This is a genomic window from Nonomuraea sp. NPDC049400 (assembly GCF_044466425.1).
GTDB lineage: Bacteria > Actinomycetota > Actinomycetes > Streptosporangiales > Streptosporangiaceae > Nonomuraea.
The window spans coordinates 1-17,360 of record NZ_JBITMP010000047.1 but is presented as its reverse complement, the minus strand read 5'-3'; the positions used below and the strand labels follow the sequence as shown (position 1 = coordinate 17,360).

At 70.1% G+C, this 17,360-nt stretch carries 20 protein-coding genes and 1 pseudogene; 11 read left to right on the top strand and 10 right to left on the bottom strand.

Annotated features, from left to right (window positions below; translation table 11 throughout):
* Window positions 1-158: 158 nt before the first annotated feature.
* Window positions 159-539, top strand: a pseudogene (locus ACIBVN_RS46300) (hypothetical protein); the annotation flags it as partial.
* Here ACIBVN_RS46300 and ACIBVN_RS46295 read toward each other — a convergent pair.
* A complete protein-coding gene (locus ACIBVN_RS46295; RefSeq protein WP_397146763.1) occupies window positions 442-873 on the bottom strand; it encodes a ribosomal protein L7/L12 in 432 nt (143 codons plus the stop codon). The pseudogene ACIBVN_RS46300 and the gene ACIBVN_RS46295 overlap by 98 nt on opposite strands.
* Before the next feature lie 496 nt (window positions 874-1,369).
* Between ACIBVN_RS46295 and ACIBVN_RS46290 the strand changes: the two genes are divergently transcribed.
* Window positions 1,370-2,341, top strand: coding sequence for an MASE1 domain-containing protein (locus tag ACIBVN_RS46290; RefSeq protein WP_397146761.1), 972 nt, complete (start codon window positions 1,370-1,372; stop codon window positions 2,339-2,341).
* Window positions 2,342-2,818: 477 nt separating this feature from the next.
* A complete protein-coding gene (locus ACIBVN_RS46285; RefSeq protein WP_397146907.1) occupies window positions 2,819-2,989 on the top strand; it encodes a hypothetical protein in 171 nt (56 codons plus the stop codon).
* A 54-nt stretch (window positions 2,990-3,043) separates the two neighbouring features.
* Here the strand turns inward: ACIBVN_RS46285 and ACIBVN_RS46280 are convergent, their stop codons facing one another.
* Together ACIBVN_RS46280 and ACIBVN_RS46275 are read right to left on the bottom strand one after the other, a co-directional pair.
* Window positions 3,044-3,286, bottom strand: a complete 243-nt coding sequence (locus ACIBVN_RS46280) for a hypothetical protein (protein WP_397146759.1) — start codon at window positions 3,284-3,286, stop codon at window positions 3,044-3,046.
* 263 nt (window positions 3,287-3,549) lie between these two features.
* The gene (locus ACIBVN_RS46275) at window positions 3,550-4,710 is read right to left on the bottom strand and encodes an RCC1 domain-containing protein (RefSeq protein ID WP_397146757.1); all 1,161 of its coding nucleotides are present in this window, start codon (window positions 4,708-4,710) and stop codon (window positions 3,550-3,552) included.
* Between the two features lie 1,097 nt (window positions 4,711-5,807).
* Here ACIBVN_RS46275 and ACIBVN_RS46270 point away from each other — a divergent pair.
* Window positions 5,808-6,461: an MIP/aquaporin family protein gene (locus tag ACIBVN_RS46270; protein ID WP_397146755.1), complete on the top strand. Its 654-nt coding sequence runs from the start codon at window positions 5,808-5,810 to the stop codon at window positions 6,459-6,461.
* A 27-nt stretch (window positions 6,462-6,488) separates the two neighbouring features.
* Window positions 6,489-7,061, top strand: coding sequence for a ferritin-like domain-containing protein (locus tag ACIBVN_RS46265; RefSeq protein ID WP_397146753.1), 573 nt, complete (start codon window positions 6,489-6,491; stop codon window positions 7,059-7,061).
* An 824-nt stretch (window positions 7,062-7,885) separates the two neighbouring features.
* Here ACIBVN_RS46265 and ACIBVN_RS46260 read toward each other — a convergent pair.
* From ACIBVN_RS46260 to ACIBVN_RS46250, 3 genes are read right to left on the bottom strand one after another with little or no spacing between them, the layout of a single operon-like run.
* On the bottom strand, window positions 7,886-8,536 hold the full coding sequence (locus tag ACIBVN_RS46260) for a GPP34 family phosphoprotein (protein WP_397146751.1): 651 nt from the start codon (window positions 8,534-8,536) through the stop codon (window positions 7,886-7,888).
* Complete coding sequence (locus ACIBVN_RS46255; protein ID WP_397146749.1) at window positions 8,511-8,771, bottom strand: hypothetical protein; 261 nt, start codon at window positions 8,769-8,771, stop codon at window positions 8,511-8,513. The genes ACIBVN_RS46260 and ACIBVN_RS46255 overlap by 26 nt, the downstream gene beginning before the upstream one ends.
* A gap of 5 nt (window positions 8,772-8,776) precedes the next feature.
* Complete coding sequence (locus ACIBVN_RS46250) at window positions 8,777-9,727, bottom strand: SPFH domain-containing protein (protein WP_397146747.1); 951 nt, start codon at window positions 9,725-9,727, stop codon at window positions 8,777-8,779.
* A 137-nt stretch (window positions 9,728-9,864) separates the two neighbouring features.
* Between ACIBVN_RS46250 and ACIBVN_RS46245 the strand changes: the two genes are divergently transcribed.
* Together ACIBVN_RS46245 and ACIBVN_RS46240 are read left to right on the top strand one after the other, a co-directional pair.
* The gene (locus ACIBVN_RS46245; protein WP_397146745.1) at window positions 9,865-10,002 is read left to right on the top strand and encodes a hypothetical protein; all 138 of its coding nucleotides are present in this window, start codon (window positions 9,865-9,867) and stop codon (window positions 10,000-10,002) included.
* 44 nt (window positions 10,003-10,046) lie between these two features.
* A complete protein-coding gene (locus tag ACIBVN_RS46240) occupies window positions 10,047-11,033 on the top strand; it encodes an alpha/beta hydrolase (protein ID WP_397146743.1) in 987 nt (328 codons plus the stop codon).
* Window positions 11,034-11,133: 100 nt separating this feature from the next.
* On the opposite strand, the gene ACIBVN_RS46235 is transcribed toward ACIBVN_RS46240, so the two are convergent.
* Window positions 11,134-11,775 (bottom strand): TetR/AcrR family transcriptional regulator C-terminal domain-containing protein, encoded by a 642-nt coding sequence (locus ACIBVN_RS46235; RefSeq protein WP_397146741.1) that lies wholly within the window; start codon window positions 11,773-11,775, stop codon window positions 11,134-11,136.
* 196 nt (window positions 11,776-11,971) lie between these two features.
* Between ACIBVN_RS46235 and ACIBVN_RS46230 the strand changes: the two genes are divergently transcribed.
* A complete protein-coding gene (locus tag ACIBVN_RS46230) occupies window positions 11,972-12,367 on the top strand; it encodes a hypothetical protein (protein WP_397146739.1) in 396 nt (131 codons plus the stop codon).
* A gap of 80 nt (window positions 12,368-12,447) precedes the next feature.
* On the opposite strand, the gene ACIBVN_RS46225 is transcribed toward ACIBVN_RS46230, so the two are convergent.
* Genes ACIBVN_RS46225 through ACIBVN_RS46215 form a run of 3 tightly spaced genes read right to left on the bottom strand, consistent with a single transcriptional unit; the run spans window position 12,448 to window position 14,638 of the window.
* Window positions 12,448-13,410, bottom strand: coding sequence for an ABC transporter permease (locus ACIBVN_RS46225; protein WP_397146737.1), 963 nt, complete (start codon window positions 13,408-13,410; stop codon window positions 12,448-12,450).
* Entirely contained in the window at window positions 13,407-14,249 is an 843-nt protein-coding gene (locus ACIBVN_RS46220; protein WP_397146735.1) for an ABC transporter ATP-binding protein, read from the bottom strand. The genes ACIBVN_RS46225 and ACIBVN_RS46220 overlap by 4 nt, the downstream gene beginning before the upstream one ends.
* A complete protein-coding gene (locus ACIBVN_RS46215) occupies window positions 14,246-14,638 on the bottom strand; it encodes a GntR family transcriptional regulator (RefSeq protein WP_397146733.1) in 393 nt (130 codons plus the stop codon). The genes ACIBVN_RS46220 and ACIBVN_RS46215 overlap by 4 nt, the downstream gene beginning before the upstream one ends.
* A gap of 164 nt (window positions 14,639-14,802) precedes the next feature.
* Between ACIBVN_RS46215 and trpB the strand changes: the two genes are divergently transcribed.
* The 3 genes from trpB to ACIBVN_RS46200 all read left to right on the top strand — a co-directional run.
* Window positions 14,803-16,008: a tryptophan synthase subunit beta gene (gene trpB, locus ACIBVN_RS46210; protein WP_397146731.1), complete on the top strand. Its 1,206-nt coding sequence runs from the start codon at window positions 14,803-14,805 to the stop codon at window positions 16,006-16,008.
* On the top strand, window positions 16,005-16,820 hold the full coding sequence (trpA, locus tag ACIBVN_RS46205) for a tryptophan synthase subunit alpha (protein WP_397146729.1): 816 nt from the start codon (window positions 16,005-16,007) through the stop codon (window positions 16,818-16,820). Before trpB ends, trpA begins: the two co-directional genes overlap by 4 nt.
* Window positions 16,817-17,360, top strand: a 544-nt coding sequence (locus tag ACIBVN_RS46200; RefSeq protein ID WP_397146727.1) for a GntR family transcriptional regulator, incomplete at its 3' end; no start/stop codon positions are given. The genes trpA and ACIBVN_RS46200, both read left to right, overlap by 4 nt.

Below are 17,360 nucleotides of genomic sequence, written 5' to 3'. Positions count from 1 at the left end.
CTTTCGAATCGCCTTCTGGTGTCGTCAATCTCTGCGTCCGTTGCTTTGCCGGCGTCACCCAGGCGTCGCAGCGCCGGCCAGTTCGGCTGCACAACTGGCCAACTGAAGTGCTCAGTCACTCCCGGAGTGCCAGCAGCTAACGCGGACGGGACGCCCGCGCCCGCCTGGCCGAACTGATCGAAGCGGCCGACGGCGGGGAGCCGGTCGTGTTGACCCGGCGCGGTCCGGCCGCAAGGAAGCCGTACCGCTGCCGGTCGAGGCGGCCGCGGTGCGGCGCGCCACCTCGCCGAACAGGTGGCGTGGGTGCGGTGCGCCTCCTGTTGGGAACCGCTGACCGACGGCCCCCGCCGGCACGGCGCCCGCCTCCGTCGCCGAATGCCCTGCCGGCGGATAACGGCACAGTGCAGAAAGACTGTCCCGTTTCACATGTTTTGTCGGAATTCAGAGGGCGTCGAGGAAGCGGAGTGCCTCCTCCTCGGTCATGCCGGTTTCGCCGCGCACCAGGTGGACGGCCTGTTCGCCACGTCCGGCCTCCTTGAGCTGTCGAACCCGGGTGGCCAGGTCGGCCTGGGGTGCAGGTGCGGTCGGCGGGCTGTGCAATGCCGGATGGTTGATGGGACGCCCCACGGCCAGGCCGTCCACCGCGTCTTTGGCCTCTTTGAGACCCATGCCGGTGTGCTGGCGCAGCAGCTTGATCGCGTAAATGGGTTTGCCCTGGGCGACCAGGCTGCGTAGCTGGTGGTCCAGGGCATCCGGCGGCAGGAAGACAGGTGGCCGGCTGCCTCGGGCGCTCGCCCTGACGATCGCCATCACGATGACGCCGACGATGACTGCGATGACGGCGAGGGTGACCATTTCCGGGAATCCGATCACGACTCGATCCTAGACCGGCACGTCGTCCGCCGCAGCAGGTCACGCAGCCCGGCCCACGTCCGCAGTGTCTTCGCGGTGCGTCGCACGGCCGACCCCAACCCGCTCTTCAGCCATGTGATCAGCTGGCTCAGGACGGCCGCGGAAGCTCTCGACCGGCGGATGGACCTCCCCGACGGCTCTGTCGGGTCCGTCATGCGACACACCGGATAAATAAGAATCTCGCCGCGACGGGGCATCCTTTCCTTTTTCTATGACGATATCGCCTTTGGCGTATATGTCGATTACGCGGCGTTGGGTCCCATCTGGCGGGATTATGACTAGTTTTGAAACAGGGCCGGTCATGCCACGCCAAAGGCCGGAACCCGCGACTGAACGGGCAGGTGAGGGCAGAAACGACTGTTGCCGTGGTACGCGCTGGACCGGGCGCCGATTCGGTGGGGCCGGAGGTGTTCCTATGAGGGCTGTCGCCGTCCACCATGGGCTACGGGATCATGCCATGACGGCCGTGAAAATCCTCGCCGTCGCGATCGCCTATTTCGTGGCCGCCAAACTGGGGCTGCAACAACAGCTGGTCCGAGGGCAGGTGACGCCGCTGTGGCCCTCGACGGGAATCGCGCTGGCCGCCCTGCTCCTCTTCGGCCTTCGGATCTCGCCGGGCATCACCCTCGGCGCCTTCCTGGTCAACGTGTCGATCGGGCCGACGATGGCCGCCGTCCTGGCCATCTCCGTGGGGAACACGCTCGCGCCGGTCGGCGCGTACCTCCTGCTCGAGCGCGTGGGCTTCCGCATCGAACTGGACCGGCTGCGTGACGCGCTCGCCCTGGTGTTCCTCGGCGCCTTCGCCGGGATGCTGGTCAGCGCGACCGTGGGCGCCGCCTCGCTGGTGGTCGCCGGCGGGCTGCGGCCCAGCCAGTTCTGGCCCGCTTGGTCGGTGTGGTGGACGGGCGACGCGATGGGCGTACTCGTGGTCACGCCGCTCCTGCTCGCGAGCCGCACGACCCGGATACCGTGGGACGCCCACCCGCTCCGCTGGGTCGAAGGGGCGGCGCTGCTGCTGGGCACCTTCCTCGTCACGCTGGTGGCGACCGCGGGGCCCATCAACCTGCTCTTTCTCGTCTTTCCCTTCCTGATCTGGTCCGCGCTGCGTTTCCAACTCCTCGGAGCTGCGGCGTGCGCGCTGATCGCGACGACGGTGGCGATCGTCTCCGCCGCGCACCACTCCGGCCCGTTCGCCCAGCACAACCTCTTCCTCAACATGGTCGCCCTCCAGGCCTTCAACGCCTCCGCGGCGCTGACCGCGCTGCTGCTCGCCGCGATCATCGCCGAGCGCAACCAGGCCCACCAGAACATCAAGGACGTCTGCGCCCGGCTCAACGAAGTGGCGGACCGGCTTGCGCGCGACAAGAAACTGGAGATCCGGCTGCGGCCCCCACGCGCTGGAGAGCGGAGCAGGGATCGGTCGCAGTAGCCGGATGATCCCTCTCACGCTCTCGGCGGCGCCAAGGGGAGGCCGATCTTCCTGGAAGCGGCCTTGGCCACGGCAGGCGCGGTCGAAGCTTCCATATCGGGGGTCGGCCCACATAAGCCCAAACCCACCCAGTCCGGTATCCGGCTCAGCAGGGGAAGTCGGGGCTGATCATGCACATCCTCGACCCAAGCCACCGGGCTCGGCGGCGTGTATCGGTCTCAGGGCTGATACGCGGGCCGGCCGCCGAGACGAATCGTGATGGACATGATCGAAGTCATCGGATTGACCAGACGCTTCGGGCAGAGCGTCGCTGCCGACGACCTGTCCTTCACCGTCACCCTCGGAAAGATCACCTAGGGCCGAACGGCGCGGGCAAGACCACGACCATGCGCATCATCCTCGGACTCGACCGGCCGACCTCCGGACGGGCCAACGTGAACGGCGTGCCGTACCGGACATTGGATAGACCCCTCACCCATGTCGGCGGGAGCACGGGCGGTGATCGGCGGCGGCACGCTCATGATCGTGATGACCACGATGGTCGGGCTTGCACTCGGCGCGATCTTCCGCGGCGGCTTCGCCAACAAGCGGGTGTCCTGGCGCTGTGTTCCTCAGACGCTGTGGGATGCCCCTGGTCAGTCCGGCTAGATGTGAGCGATGACCGCTGACCCAACCTTTGAGTGGGGATGTCCCACCCATCACTCAGCGCCCACTGTCGCCGAGGCCGAGCAAGCTGGTGAGCGCGACGACTTCTGCCATGGGCGCGGCGCCAAGCTCTGTGGATGGGAGCGCGATCCGGCCGCGACCCTGCTGCGCGCGATGGTGTTCGAGCGGCGGGTCGTGGCCGAGGCGGTCGAGCGGCTGACGAGTGGCGGGACCGAGGTCCGCGCCGTAGTCGCGGTGTGGGGCCGCGTAGAAGCCGGCGACCATCCCGATCGTGCGCACAACCTGCCCGCCCCGCCCGGAACCAGGGGCACACCGCCAGCTCTGAGAGCGGCGCCGCCGGGCGGGCAAGACTGGAGACCGCCGATTCAGCGAGGTCGACGAGTTCGCGCGGTTCTTCATCGAAGGGTGCCTGGGCGAGCTGGAGATGGAGCCGGGACAGCTTGGCCCAGGCGGCCTCCGGCCAGTTCACGATCAGCGCCGCGGTGGCCGCCGGGCGGCGAAGTAGCGACGGACGATGTTGGTCCTGGCCAGCTTTCCGGTAGTCACCTGGTGGTCGTCAACGCGATGCTGAACGCGCTCAGCGCCGATCCTGCCGCGACCGCCTGCACCCCGGTCAGGCCGACCACCAGCACGGGCGTGCTGCTGTTGGCGAAGGTGCCGTTGCCGAGCTGGCCGTGGTGGTTCAGCCCCCAGGCCAGCGCGAAACCCTGCGTGGTCGCCGCGATGCTGTGGTTCAGGCTGCCGTTGATGTCGACCACACCGGACAGTCCACGGACCCGCACTGGCAGGTTCTGGTCGGTGGTCGTGCCGTCTCCCAATTGACCGTACCGGTTGAACCCCCACGCCCGCGCGCTGCCGTCGGTGAGTACCGCCAGGCCGTGGGTGCCGCCCGCGGCGATGTCGATGGCGTTTGTCAGCCCGCTGACCCGTCTCGGGTCAGAGCGGGTGGTGTTGGTGCCGTCGCCCAGCTGACCGGCCCTGTTCCGGCCCCACGCGCTGACCGTCCCGTCGGCGTGCAGCGCCAAGCTGAACTCGCTGCCGGCGGCCACGCCGGTGACATTCGTCAGGCCCCTGACCGGCGCGGGGACCCGGCGTACCTCGGTGGTGTCGCTGCTGCCGAGTTGCCCACCGTTGTTTGAACCCCAGGCCATGACCGTGCCGTCCGCGGTGACCGCGAGGCTGTGTCGGTTGTTGGCGGACACCGACCTGGCGTTGGTCAGGCCCTGCACCCGAACCGGGGAGGTCTGCACGGTGATGTTCGAGCCGTCGCCGAGCTCGCCGGAGCCGTTCCAGCCCCAGGCCAGCACGGTTCCGTCCGAACGCACCGCGAGACTGTGGTCGCTGCCGGCCGCGACCGCCACAACGCCGGAGACACCGGGTACCAGCGCCGGCGTGCCGCGGTTGGTGCGGGTGCCGTCGCCGAGCTGGCCGAATCCGTTGCTGCCCCAGGTCACGACCGTTCCGTCGGACTTGAGCGCGATCACATGGCCGCGACCGGAGTCGATCCCGACGACGTCGGTCAGCCCCGGAACCGGAGCCGCCAGGAGCCGTTCGGAGGTGGACCCGTCGCCGAGCTCACCGTAGCCGCCACTGCCCCAGGCCGAGACGCCGCCAGGCGTCGTGGCGGCGCTGGCCGGCTCGATCAATCCCAGCCCGCCGACCACGATGGCCGCCGCGACCGCACTTATCACGTTGCGTAACAAGGTGATCCCCCTTCTCTTGGGTGTGAGGAGTGAGCAAGGTCACCATAGAAGCGCCGACGCTCAGTGCTCGGATTCGGTAAGGAATTGGTAATCAGTGGCCGAGACGGAAATCGCTGGCACGGGGTCAGTCGACTCCACAACGCGACGCCTGCCAAACGGATCCCCGCACCGTGTCCGCCGCGAAGAACGCGCGAGCGGCAACTGCCCGATCGCTCACACGGGCGTTCAGGAGCCGGTGGTTGTCCCCTGACCGGAAGTTGGTGCTTTCAGGTCCGAGGGGTCTTCATGTGCTGATCCAGCGGACATTCCCGATGCCGCGCTGTGGGGTTCGATCGCGCCTTCGCGCCTTGTGCAGTGCCAGCGACCCGACGGTGAGCAAGGGGAGCGCGACGATGAGCCAGCCGGTGCCGAGTCGTGCCAGCGCGGGCCGACGCCACCGCCTGCGACAGTGCGGCGATGACCAGGCCCATGCCGAACGCGCGTAGGTCACGAAGGCTGCCACGCCACCGAGCAGCCCGCCGCCAGACCGCCGGCATAGTCACCGCGAGCCCTAACAGGCCGAAGACCGTGACGAATCCGGCGGTCATCGCCGCCGAAAGCATCAGCGCTCGTCCGCTGGGCCCGCGGCGTGTGGTCTCCTCATCCTTGATCAATGCTCGTGGACGCCGTCGACGCGGAGGTCATTGTGGAGGTCGCAGAGGCCGGCGTGGTGCCACTCGCCGCCTTGTCCTGCCCTGCGCCGCCGCACCCGACCGCCGGCAGGGCAAGTGCAGCCGAGTGCCGCCGTTCGTCCTGGGAACATGCCATCCACCCTGGAAGCGCTGCTCTGCGTCACTTCTTGCAACCCACTCGCCTGAGTGTTCGTGCCGTCGGCCCTTATGCCGATCGGCGTCCAGCGCGGGTGATTGAGCACGACGCATCATCAGCAGATGCCGAGTCATCCGGCAAGCCCCTTATGTCCGGTTCGGTGAGCCGTAAAGGGCCGTAAACGTCCGTAAGAAGCCCGCAATCTCCCAAGGGCGAGGCGCGTGGCACGATCTGGACGCGCTGCCGCGGAGCGTGATCGGTTCCAGCCTCACGAATGGAGAGGACAGTCCATGCGTCGCTACATCACGGAGTTCATCGGAACGTTCTTCCTGGTCCTCACGATCGGCGCCACGGTCTTGGCGAAGACGCCCCTGGCGCCCGTGGCCATCGGCGCGATCCTGATGGTCATGGTGTACGCCGGAGGACATGTCTCCGGCGCCCACTACAACCCGGCCGTGACCTTGGCCGTGCTGCTCCGCGGCCGGATCAGCCTGGCCGACGCCGTCCCGTACTGGATCGCCCAGCTGGCCGGAGGCGTCATCGCCGCGCTCACCGCTACCTACATCGTCAATCCCGGCAGCGTGCCGGCGCTGTCCCCCTCAGGGCGGGAGCTGGGGGTCGCGCTGCTGGCCGAGGCGCTGTTCACGTTCGCGCTCGCGTATGTGGTGCTGAACGCGGCCACCAGCCGGGACCATCCCGGCAACAGCTTCTACGGCCTGGCCATCGGCTTCACCGTGGCCGCCGGCGCGTTCGCGGTCGGCGGCATCTCCGGCGGGGCCTTCAACCCGGCGGTCGCCGTCGGCGCCGCCTGGATGGGGCTGTTCGCCTGGGGCAAGATCTGGATCTGGCTCCTGGCCGACATGGCGGGCGGCGCCCTGGCCGGGGTGGCCTTTCTCGCGCTCAACCCCAAGGAACGCGCCCCGCTGGAACCCTCCGCAACCTGACCACCCGCAGCCGACCCTGGAGCCGACATGATCAGCGCGCGCCAAGTCGTCGAGCAAGCCGGCCTCGATGTGAACATCCTGATCGACCGGCTCACCTCCGCCGCCGCAGCGGAGCTGAGCGCCGTCTACCGCTTCACGATCCTCACCGCTCGTCCGCTCGGTTTCGCCGATGAGGAGCTACGCCAGATCCTCCAAGACATCCGCGATGAGGATCGACACCATTTCGACGCGCTCGTGGGCCGCATCTACGAACTGGACGGAACGCTCCCCGACGACATCCGGCAGTTCCTGAAAAGGAGTCATGCACGACCGGAGGACGGTGCCGCTGTTGATGCGCGGGATCCAGTGACGACACTCATCGAAGACGTACGACGCGCCGTCGACCCTTATCGCGGTCTATGTGACCTCACCGAAGGCAAAGACCACCGCACTCATCTCCTCGCCCAGGCGATCCGCAACGAGAAGATCGAACACCAGGCGTGGCTGGGAGAGTTCCTCGGCACAGGGCAGCCAGGGCGCTTCCACCGAGGCTTTCGCGGCCACTCACCTTTCCTCACCAGTCTGACCGCCACCCCCCAGGGCGCCGATCCACCAGCGTGACCCTCAGCGGCCAGGTAGTCGTCGAAGTAGGTGGCGCGCCGCCGCGCGGGTCCGGCATGCGTTCAAGAACCTGGACCGGTGGCAGTGCACGGAAGATGTCTGCGCTGCGAGGGCCGGGCGCAAGGTCTCCCGCCCACTGCCCGCCGGGCGAGGCCATAATCACGCTGCCCTTCAACGCCTTGATCACACTGCATCGGCGGGCCCTGCGCCGGCACTGTTATAGCATCCCGCGGTCGGAGCCGACGCCGGCCTGACGGCTGCTGAAGGGGGAGCTGTTGGAGCGGGCTTCGCGCGGTCATCACACGGTCCGGGCGTCGTCGTCAAAGAATCGGACGTCGTCGCGGAGGCGGTCCCATGCCGGGGCGCGTACCAGACGGGACGTTGTAGTAGAGGGACGCCGCGGACTTGCCGTTCCGGGCGGGCCCGGCCGCCTGGCGGTGGTACGAGCGGCTGAGCCTGTCACGTCAGGAAGCGATGCCGCATGCGGCGGACACCGCGGTGCAGCCCGGCTGCGGACGGAGGATCATTCCCCGCGGCACGCTCGGCTCGGCGCTGCGGCCCGCTCCACGTCGGCACGTACAACGATGACCGGCCGGACGGCCCGGGCCTCGGCCTCGCGCTGCGCCTGCTACTGCCGCAGCCGTGAGGCGTACGACCGGGAACGCGCTTTCATGATCCGCACTGCGATCGCGCCCCGGGGCCAGGTCCGGGAGTCCGGGACCCCGGCCTGCTCGATGGCGCGGGGGCTGGGCCGGCGCTTCGATTGACGTGGTCAAGTGGTCTTCTCCGAGAGCCGGTGGTGAGGGCCGCCGTGATTCGTCGGGTCAGCCTCCTCCGTATGCCGACTGGGCCGCCTCGACGCTCTTGCGCAATGCGGTCGCGATCGGCTCGATGGGCGCGGACAGCTGCTCGATCCGGTCCCGGCGCAGACGCGTCTCCCGCCAGGAGGGAACCACCGTCTTGAGCCGGGCCGCCGTGGCCAGCGCCGCCAGGGCGCGGACGTCCTCGTCCAGGTGCCCGACCGGCTGGCCGCCGCGGATGGCCCGGCCGACGCGCTCGGCCAGCCTGCGCGACAGGTACGCCTTGCGCGGCGTGATCCGCTCGACCGGGAACAGCAGGATCCGGTGCCGCTCCACGCTGATCATCCGGGCGGCCGCCAGCTCGTCGCGTACCACGCGGACCGCCTTGCCGCTGTCCTTCTGCACCCACCGCCGCCACGAGCGGGGCGGTGAGCTCGAGATCTGCTCCCAGACCACGGCCCGCAGGGAACCCGGCTCGGCGGCCGGGGCGGTGAGAGCTCGCGCCTTGCCCGACTCGTCCGCCAGGTTGCCTGCCAGCAGCAGCTCGGCGAGGGTGGCCGCGCGCAGCAGGTAGCCCAGCTCGCCCCGCTGGGTCAGCTTCTCCTTCCGCAGGTCGAAGGCCAACAGGAAGACCGATCGGGTCAGCGACTCACCCTGCTTCACTTGCGTCTCCATCCGCCCGCTCCTCTTCTTCCTCTTCCTGGTCTGTGCCGTCCTCCGGCGCCTTCCTCGGCCGTCCGCGTGGGCGCATCCGCCCCACCCCGTTGGGCAGGCGTCCGGCCTCGGACAGGGCCCTGCGCAGCAGGAACTCGATCTGGGAGTTCGTGCTGCGCAGCTCGTCGGACGCCCACCTGGCCAGCGCGTCGTGAACCACCGGGTCAAGCCGCAGCAGGATCTTCTTCCGCTCCATGGTGATTACTGGTAGAGCGTGCCCGTGTTGACCACGGGCTGGGTGTCGCGGTCACCGACCAGCACCACGAGCAGGTTGCTCACCATGGCCGCCTTGCGCTCCTCGTCCAGCTCGACGACGTCGTGCTCGGCGAGCCTGGCCAGGGCCATCTCCACCATGCCGACCGCCCCCTCGACGATCCGCTGCCGCGCCGCCACCACCGCGCCCGCCTGCTGGCGGCGCAGCATGGCGTGGGCGATCTCGGGCGCGTACGCCAGGCGGATGATGCGGGACTCGATGACCTTCACACCGGCGGACGACACCCTGGCCGCGATCTCCGCGGACAGCCGCTCGTTGATCTCGTCGGCGTTGTCCCGCAGGGACAGCCTGGGCTCGCCGTGCGCGTCGTACGGATAGCTGCCCGCTATGTGCCGCACAGCCGTCTCCGCCTGGATGGCCACGAACTCCACGAAGTCGTCCACCTCGAAGACCGCCTGCGCGGTGTCCTGCACCTGCCAGACCACCACGGTCGCGATCTGGATCGGGTTGCCCTCCGCGTCGTTGACCTTCGTCACGTCCGTCTCGTGGTTGCGGATCCTCGTGGACACCCGCCGGCGCACCGTGATCGGGTTGACCCACTGGAAGCCGGGGGTGCGCAGGGTGCCGACGTACCGGCCGAGCAGCTGCACGACCCTGGCCTCGCCCGGCGCCACCGCGGTGAGGCCGAAGAACATGAAGGACCCGAGCAGGATCATCAGAATGCTCCCGATGACCACCCACATGCCGCCCTGCCCGGCCCCCGAGGCGAGCATGACGATTCCCATGACGAGCAGCGCGATCCCGGCCAGGTCCAGCGCCGTCGCCACCCCCAGCATCACGAACCCGTTGGCCGCCCGCACCGGGCGCTCGCTCGTGCGCGGTGCGGGCATGTCTACGACGGCGGCCTCAAGTGTGGCCCCGCCCGATGTGTTCACCATCGTCCGTCCCTTCTACGTGACTTCATCTTGCTAGCAAAGTGATATCACTTTTTCGGCGACGGTGGAAGGCCGGTTCTCAGGACCCTCCGCTCAGATAGGTGGTCGTATGACTGTCCGGTGAAGGGGGAGCCGCGGCTGTGCTCGCCACGCTGACCCCGCAGGAACCGCGCATCGCGGGCCTGGTCGCCGACGGGTTGTCGAGCAAGCAGATCGCCGCCCGGCTGTCCTCGCCCCGCGTACGGTCGAGTACCGTACGGAAGTGGCGCGACCAGTAGTTCTACAGAAGGCGTCCGGAGCCGAAGACGACATGCTCTGAGACATGCAAAACGTGAACATCTGGAGCGAAGAGTTCGGCGCCGGGACGGACACGCCGATCCTGCTGATCATGGGTTCGATGTCGCAGGGCATCCTGTGGCCGGACGAGTTCGTCGGCCGGCTGACCGCCGGAGACCGCCGGGTCATCCGCTACGACCACCGCGACACCGGCATGTCGGGCACCGTCGACTTCGCGGCGGAGCCGTACACATGGGACGACATCAAGAACGACGTCTACCGCGTGATGGACAACCACGGCCTGCAGAGCGCGCACCTGGTCTGCCACTCGGCGGGCGGCCTGCTCGGCCAGTTCGTCGCCGTGGAGCGGCCGGAGCGGGTGCGCTCGCTGACCGTCATCGGCTCCTCCCCGCTCGGCGGCGGCGAGGGCCAGGTGATCATGCGGGCCCTGATGGGACAGCCGCAGCCCGAGGGGAGCCTGCCGGAGCCGGCACCGGAGTTCGTGGCCTTCTATCGTACGCTGATGGCCGCCCCGCCACCGGCGGACCGGCGCGCGCGGATCGACGGCATGATCGCCGAGCAGCGCCTGCTGCACGGCACCGGGTTGCCGTTCGACGAGGACGCGGCGCGGCGCCTGCAGGAACGGATCCACGACCGGGCCCGCGACCTGTCGGCGGTGGCCAACCACCGGCTGGCCGCCATGGCCAAGCCCGACTTCGAGCCGGTGGGCGTGCTCCATCAGGTGAAGGCGCCCACACTGGTCATCGAGGGCAGCCACGAGCCGGTCAAACCGGGCCACAGCGCGATCATCGCCGAGCAGATCCCGGGGGCGCGCCTGATGATCGTGGCGGGCATGGGCACACACTGCCGCCCGAGGTGCACGAGGAGTTGGCCGCCGCCATCCTCGCGCACACGGCCGGGTGACCTGCCGCAGAGGAAGTGCCGATGCTCACCATTTCTTCGGCCCGCGCGATCAACGGCGAACACCCGACAAGATCACCGCCCACATCGCCGCGTTCCTCGACGCGACTGAACGATGGCGGTGGCCCAGCCCGCACTTCCCGGAGATCACCCGCCTGACCAGGACTTCGACGGGGAATCGGCATGGCGAGGCTCGGGTTCGTCCGGGCGGGTCAGAGCGTGTCGAAGCCGCGCAGCATGGCCTCGAGCGCGAAGTCGAAGCGAGGGTCCGACCCGGAGGAGCGCCGGAGTCGTGTGGCCTGGGCAAGGAGCGGGGTGTCCTGCAGGTCCTGGTCCGGTATCGCCCGCATCCCTCTGGTCGGCGTGTGCCCGTCACTCCCGGCGGCCAGGATGGCGACGTGGCCGACGACGAAACCGGTCACCGCGTACAGCATGTCCAACGCCCGCTCCGGCGGCAGTCCCGCAGCCTGCAGCGTGTGGAGCGCGTTCTCCATGAGGCGGTGGTTCTGCGGAGTGATCGCGGGACGGCTCACCACCAGTGGGATGACGTTCGGGTGCGCAAGCAGGACGCGCAGCAGCGTCCGGGCGTACTCGCGCAGGCCCTCCTGCCATGAGGCCGCCTCGGCAAGCGGTGGCGCGGCCTGCGTGAAGATCTGCTCTACCAGCCCGTCCAGCAAGGCGTCCTTGCTGGCGACGTGCTGGTAGAGGGACATGGCCTCGACCTCGAGCTCTTGGCCGATGCGGCGCATCGACAACGCCTTCAGCCCATCGCGGTCGGCCAGCGTCAGGGCCGCCTGGAGGATGGCCTGGCGGGTCAGCCCGGCGTTCTGGCCTCGGGTGCGGTTCGGGGACATGGTGGTCTTCCTCGCAGCAACGATTCTTACGTCGTAAGTATAGTGGAAGCGTGGTAAACATACGTTGTAAGAATCGGAGGCTGCCGAGGCCTCGCCGAGAAGCCACCAGCCACGCTCGCCAATCCGCGCTTATGGAAGGACTCATGCCATGACAACGCCGGCAACGAAACCCGACATGCGAGGGGCTCTCGCAACGATGTACGCCGGCGCCGGGCTCACGCTGGTCGCCACCCTCTTCGCGTTCATCGACCGGGCCGGCTTGGCCGATCACATCCGGGCGGGTTACCCGGCTTACGGGCCGGGAGAGATCGACGGCGCCGTCACCGCATACGCGGTGCTCCTGTCCGTGGTGGGGGCACTGGGTCTGCTCGGCTGGCTCGGCACCGTCTGGGCGGTCCGCATCGGCAAGGGCTGGGCCCGCTGGTTGGCAAGCGGCCTCTTCGCGATCGCGATCTGCGTCGCGCTCGCTGCCCTGACTGTCCAGGACACCAATGGCGAGGTCGGTCTCGCGCCGCTGCTGGGCTGGCTTCAGGTCCTTCCGTGCGCCGCCGGTCTCGCAACGGTCGTGCTGTTGTGGAGAAGGCCGGGGTGACGGGCGGCGGGCTCCCGCCGGCTCGGACGGCCGCAGGGAAGCCCCAGCGGCCGATGCGGAGCACTGGCGGGACCGCCCTGTCAGCCGGGGCGGCGGACGGTGCGGCGCACGGCCAGGCCGCCGAGGGCCGCCGACGCGAGCGCCAGGATCCCTGCCTCGGTCCACTGGAAGCGCCAGAACCGGGACGGCGGATGGTGGTACACCGCGTACCGGTAGCCCTTGCCGAACAGGCACGCCTGCCACGCCTCGGTGTTCCTGCTGCTCTGCCCCACGTCCACCCGGCGCGGGCAGCCGCTGTCCGATGGCTCGGCGACCTCCCTCCCTGACGGCTCCACCCAGGCGGCGCTCACCAGCCGGGCGTCGGGATCGTCCAGCAGCACGGTGCCGGACAGCTCGGTACGCGCCGGCTCGGCGTAGTGGTCGCTCAGCTGGAACAGGGTGAACATCGTCACCGCCACACCGGCCACGACCAGCGCCATCGCGGGCAGCGTACGGCGGAACAGGGTGCCGGCCGCGGTGCCGAGCGCGAACGCGTACAGCCACCACGCGGCCGGCGCCACCCCGACCATGTTGAACACGCCGATGTTGCCGAACGTGGAGTCGACCCCGGTCCTGAACACCGGCCGCCACAGGCTGACCATGAGCGACAGCAGCAGCCCCCCGGCCACGACCGCCGCGCCCAGGATCGACAGCTTGACCGCCAGCCACCGCCACACGGGCACGGACTGGGTCCAGGCCAGGCGGTGGGTGCCGCGCTCGTACTCGCGGCCGAGCAGCGGCGCGCCCCAGAACGCTCCGATCAGCGCGGGCGCCACCAGCGGCATCCAGCCGAAGACCGAGTAGACCGCGTTGTAGCGCTGCCCCAGGGCCACCGCCAGGTCGCCGCACGCCACGGCAGGTCCGGGGCAGCCGGGCGGGGCGTGCTCGGCCACGTACCGGCTCGCTTCCACCGCCGAACCCAGCAGCAGCACCCCCAGCAGCGCCAGGAAGGCCGTCGTCACGAGGATCTGCGCCCGGTGCTGGCGCCACGTCACCCAGATCACGCGCCCACCCCCGTCAACCCCGGCAGCGCCGCCGACTCGGGGCTGCGCAGGTAGCCCATGACGAGCTCCTCCAGCCCGGGGCGGCGCGCCTGCCAGCGCGGATCGAGCGGGGGAGTGCCCCTGACCAGCATGCTGACCTGCCTGCCGGTACGGCTCGCGCCCACCACCTGCGTGCCCGCCGCCGACGCCTCGGCCGGCCCGGTGAGCACGAGATGCCCGTCGAGCAGCTCCTCGATGTCACCACTGACCTGCAGCCGGCCCCCGTTCAGCACGACCAGCCAGTCGCAGGTCTCCTCCAGGTCGGAGACGACGTGCGAGGACAGCAGCACGGTCAGCTCCCGCCCGGCCACCTCCGCCATGATCGAGCGCATCACGTCGTGGCGGGCGAGGGGGTCGAGGTTGGCCAGCGGTTCGTCCAGCACGAGCAGGTCGGGGCGGCAGGCCAGCGCCAGCGTGACCGCCACCTGCGCCTGCTGCCCGCCGGACAGCCCGCTCACCTTCCGCTCCAGCGGGATGCCCAGCCCGGCGAGCCGGTCGGCGGCGGCGGCGTCCCAGCGGGTGTTCATGCGGCGGCCGAAGGTGAGCATCTCGGCGACGGTGAAGCTCTCGTACAGCGGCTTGTCCTGCGCCACGAACGCCGCCTCGCCGGCCACGCGGACGCTTCCCATCGCGGGCCGCAGCAGGCCGACGGCCGCGTGCATGAGCGTGGTCTTGCCCGCGCCGTTGGGCCCGACGAGCGCCGCCACGCGCCCGGCGGGCACGGACAGCGAGCAGTCGCGCAACGCCCACGTACGGCGATAGCGGACCCCCAGCCCGGTCGCCTCCAGAGCGGGACTCATGCCACGCCCTCCTTCGTGGCGTCGGCCAGGACCACGGTGAACAGCGCCCGCAGGTCCTCCTGATCGAGCCCGGCCGCGCGGGCGTCGCGCACCCACGCCTCCAGACCGCGCCGCAGCCGCGTGTGCTCGGCGAGCGTCGCACCCGCGATGCCCTGCCGGACGAACGTCCCCATCCCCGGCCGCCCCTCGACCAGCCCTTCGCGCTCCAGCTCCCGGTACGCCTTGAGCACGGTGTTGGGGTTGATGGCCAGCCGCTCCACCACCTCGCGGGCGGTCGGCAACTGGTCGCCGGGCCGCAGCGTACCGAGCCGGAGCGCCTGTTTGACCTGGTGAACGAGTTGCAGGTACGTCGCAACCCCCGAGCCGCGGTCCAGGTTGAACTCGATCAATCCAACACCCTTTCACTAATCGATTAGTGAAAGGGTGTTGGATTCAGCCGCACGTTGTCAACCCATGATCGCCACCCGCGCCGGGGTGGCGCGCCCCACGCCGCCAGTGCCATACTCACTGTTATAGAACTCTCTGAGGAGTTATAGAACGATAGGAGCATGGCATGCGAGACGTGTTGCCGTGGAGTGAGCCTGTCGCCCTGGACGAGACGATGGGCGAGCCCCGAGCGCGGGGCCGGTTCGGCGAGTTCGGCGGACGGTACGCGCCGGAGTCCCTGGTGGAGGCGTGCCGCGAGGTGGACGAGGCGTTCCGGGAGGCCTGGGTGGATCCGGGCTTCCGCGGCGCCCTGGCGCGGCTGCTCGCCCTGCACGCCGGGCGGCCGACCCCGCTCACACCGGCCCGACGGCTGTCGGAGGCGCTGGGCGTGCGGCTGTACCTCAAGCGCGAGGACCTCACCCACACCGGATCCCACAAGATCAACAACGTGCTGGGCCAGGCCCTGCTGGCCACCCGGATGGGACGGCGCAGGCTGATCGCCGAGACGGGAGCGGGTCAGCACGGGGTGGCCACCGCGACCGCCGCCGCGCTGCTCGGGCTGGAGGCCACGGTGTTCATGGGCGAGCGCGACATCGAGCGGCAGGCGCTGAACGTCTTCCGGATGCGCATGCTGGGCGCCGAGGTGGTCCCGGTGACCACGGGCAGCCGTACCCTCAAGGACGCGACCAGCGAGGCCATGCGGCACTGGGTGGGCGTGACCGGCGACTCCCATTACTGCATCGGCTCGGTCGTCGGGCCGGATCCGTACCCATGGATGGTCAGGGAGTTCCAGCGGGTCATCGGCGACGAGGCCCGTGGGCAGTGCGCCGCCGAGCTGCGGACCGGCGTCCCGGACTACGTGGTCGCGTGCGTGGGCGGCGGCTCCAACGCGGCCGGCACGTTCGCCGGATTCGCCGACACCCCGGCGCGCCTGGTCGGTGTCGAGGCGGAGGGCGGCGCCGGGGCGGCCCGCGGCCGGCTCGGCGTCATGCACGGCTGCCGCTCGCTGTTCCTGCAGGACGACGACGGGCAGATCACCCAGGCGCACTCCATCGCCGCCGGGCTCGACTACCCGGGAGTCGGCCCGGAGCACGCCCACCTGCGCGACCTGGGCCGGGCCCGCTACGTCACGGTGACCGACGACGAGGCGGTCGGCGCGGCGGTACGGCTGGCGCGTACCGAAGGCATCGTCCCTGCGCTCGAATCGGCGCACGCCCTCGCCTGGGTGATCCGCGCGGCGGGCGGCGGCGACCTGCCCGCGGGATCGACGGTGCTGATGACGTTGTCCGGCCGGGGCGACAAGGACGTCTCAACCCTGAAGGAGCTGCTGTGACGAAACCCACCCTGGCCGCGGGCGCGGTCGAACGCCACCTGCGTGCCCGCCGGGACACCGGACGCGGCCTGCTCATGCCGTACGTCACCGGGGGGATCACGCCCGGCTGGACGGACTACCTGCGGGCGTTCGCCGCCGCCGGGGCGGACGCGATCGAGCTCGGCCTGCCCTTCTCCGATCCCACGCTGGACGGCGTCACCATCCAGCAGGCCAGCGACACGGCACTGGCCCGAGGGGCGAGCACCCGCCGGATCCTCGCCGACCTGTCCGGCATGCCGGACCTGGGCGTGCCGCTGGTCGTCAGCACCTACTACAACCTGGTGCTGCACGACGGCCCCGAGGCGTTCTGCGCCGCGCTGCGCCGGGCCGGCGTCAGCGGCCTGATCGTGCCCGACCTGCCGGTGCACGAGGCGGACGAGCTGACGGACGTGGCCGCCGCCGCCGGGATCGAGCTGGTCCTGCTGGCGTCGCCGGCGACGCCGCAGCCGCGGCTGGCGGAGATCTCGTCCCGCAGCCGCGGATTCGTCTACGCGGTGTCGCTGATGGGCACCACCGGTGAGCGGGCCGCGCTCGCCGCTTCGGCGGCGGACCTCACCGAGCGGATCAGGTGCGTCACCGACCGGCCGGTCTTGCTAGGATTTGGCATTTCCACCCCGGACCAGGCACGCGAAGCCCGCCGGCACGCCGACGGCGTGGTGGTCGGCGCCGCGGTCATGCGGCGGGTGCTCGACGGGGCTGGGCCGGATGACCTGCGGGCCTTCCTCGCGACCCTGAGGCAAGCCCTCGACCAGGAGTGTGACCGACCACGATGACCTCCGACGCCGGGCACGAGGCGAGATACCGCGCCATCGCCGCCGACCTCGCCGCGAAGATCCGGTCAGGACACTACGCCCCCGGTGCGGCCCTGCCGCCGCAACGGGAGCTGAGCGCCTCCTACGGGGTGACCCTCATGACGCTGCGCCAGGCGTTGCGTGAGCTCAGCGACGAGAGGCTGATCGTGCAGCAGCCCGGCAGGGGCACGTTCGTCGCCCCGCCCCACCTGGCGTACCAGCTCGACTCGCTCCGCAGCCTGGTCGACGACCTGCGTCAACAGGGCCACGACGTGCGCACCGCGGTGGCCGGGCGGGCGGTGCGCCGGGCCCCCGCCCAGATCGCCGCGCAGCTGCGGCTGCGTCCCGGCGACACCGCCCTGCGGCTGGAGCGGGTCCGCGAGTTCGCGGGACGTCCCGCCGTACACCAGGTGTCCTGGGTCCGCCGGCCGGTGGCCGACCAGATCCGCGACCGCGACTTCACCGCCGTCTCCCTCTACACGGCCCTCGCCGACGCGGGAGTGACGGTCGCCCGGGCGTCCG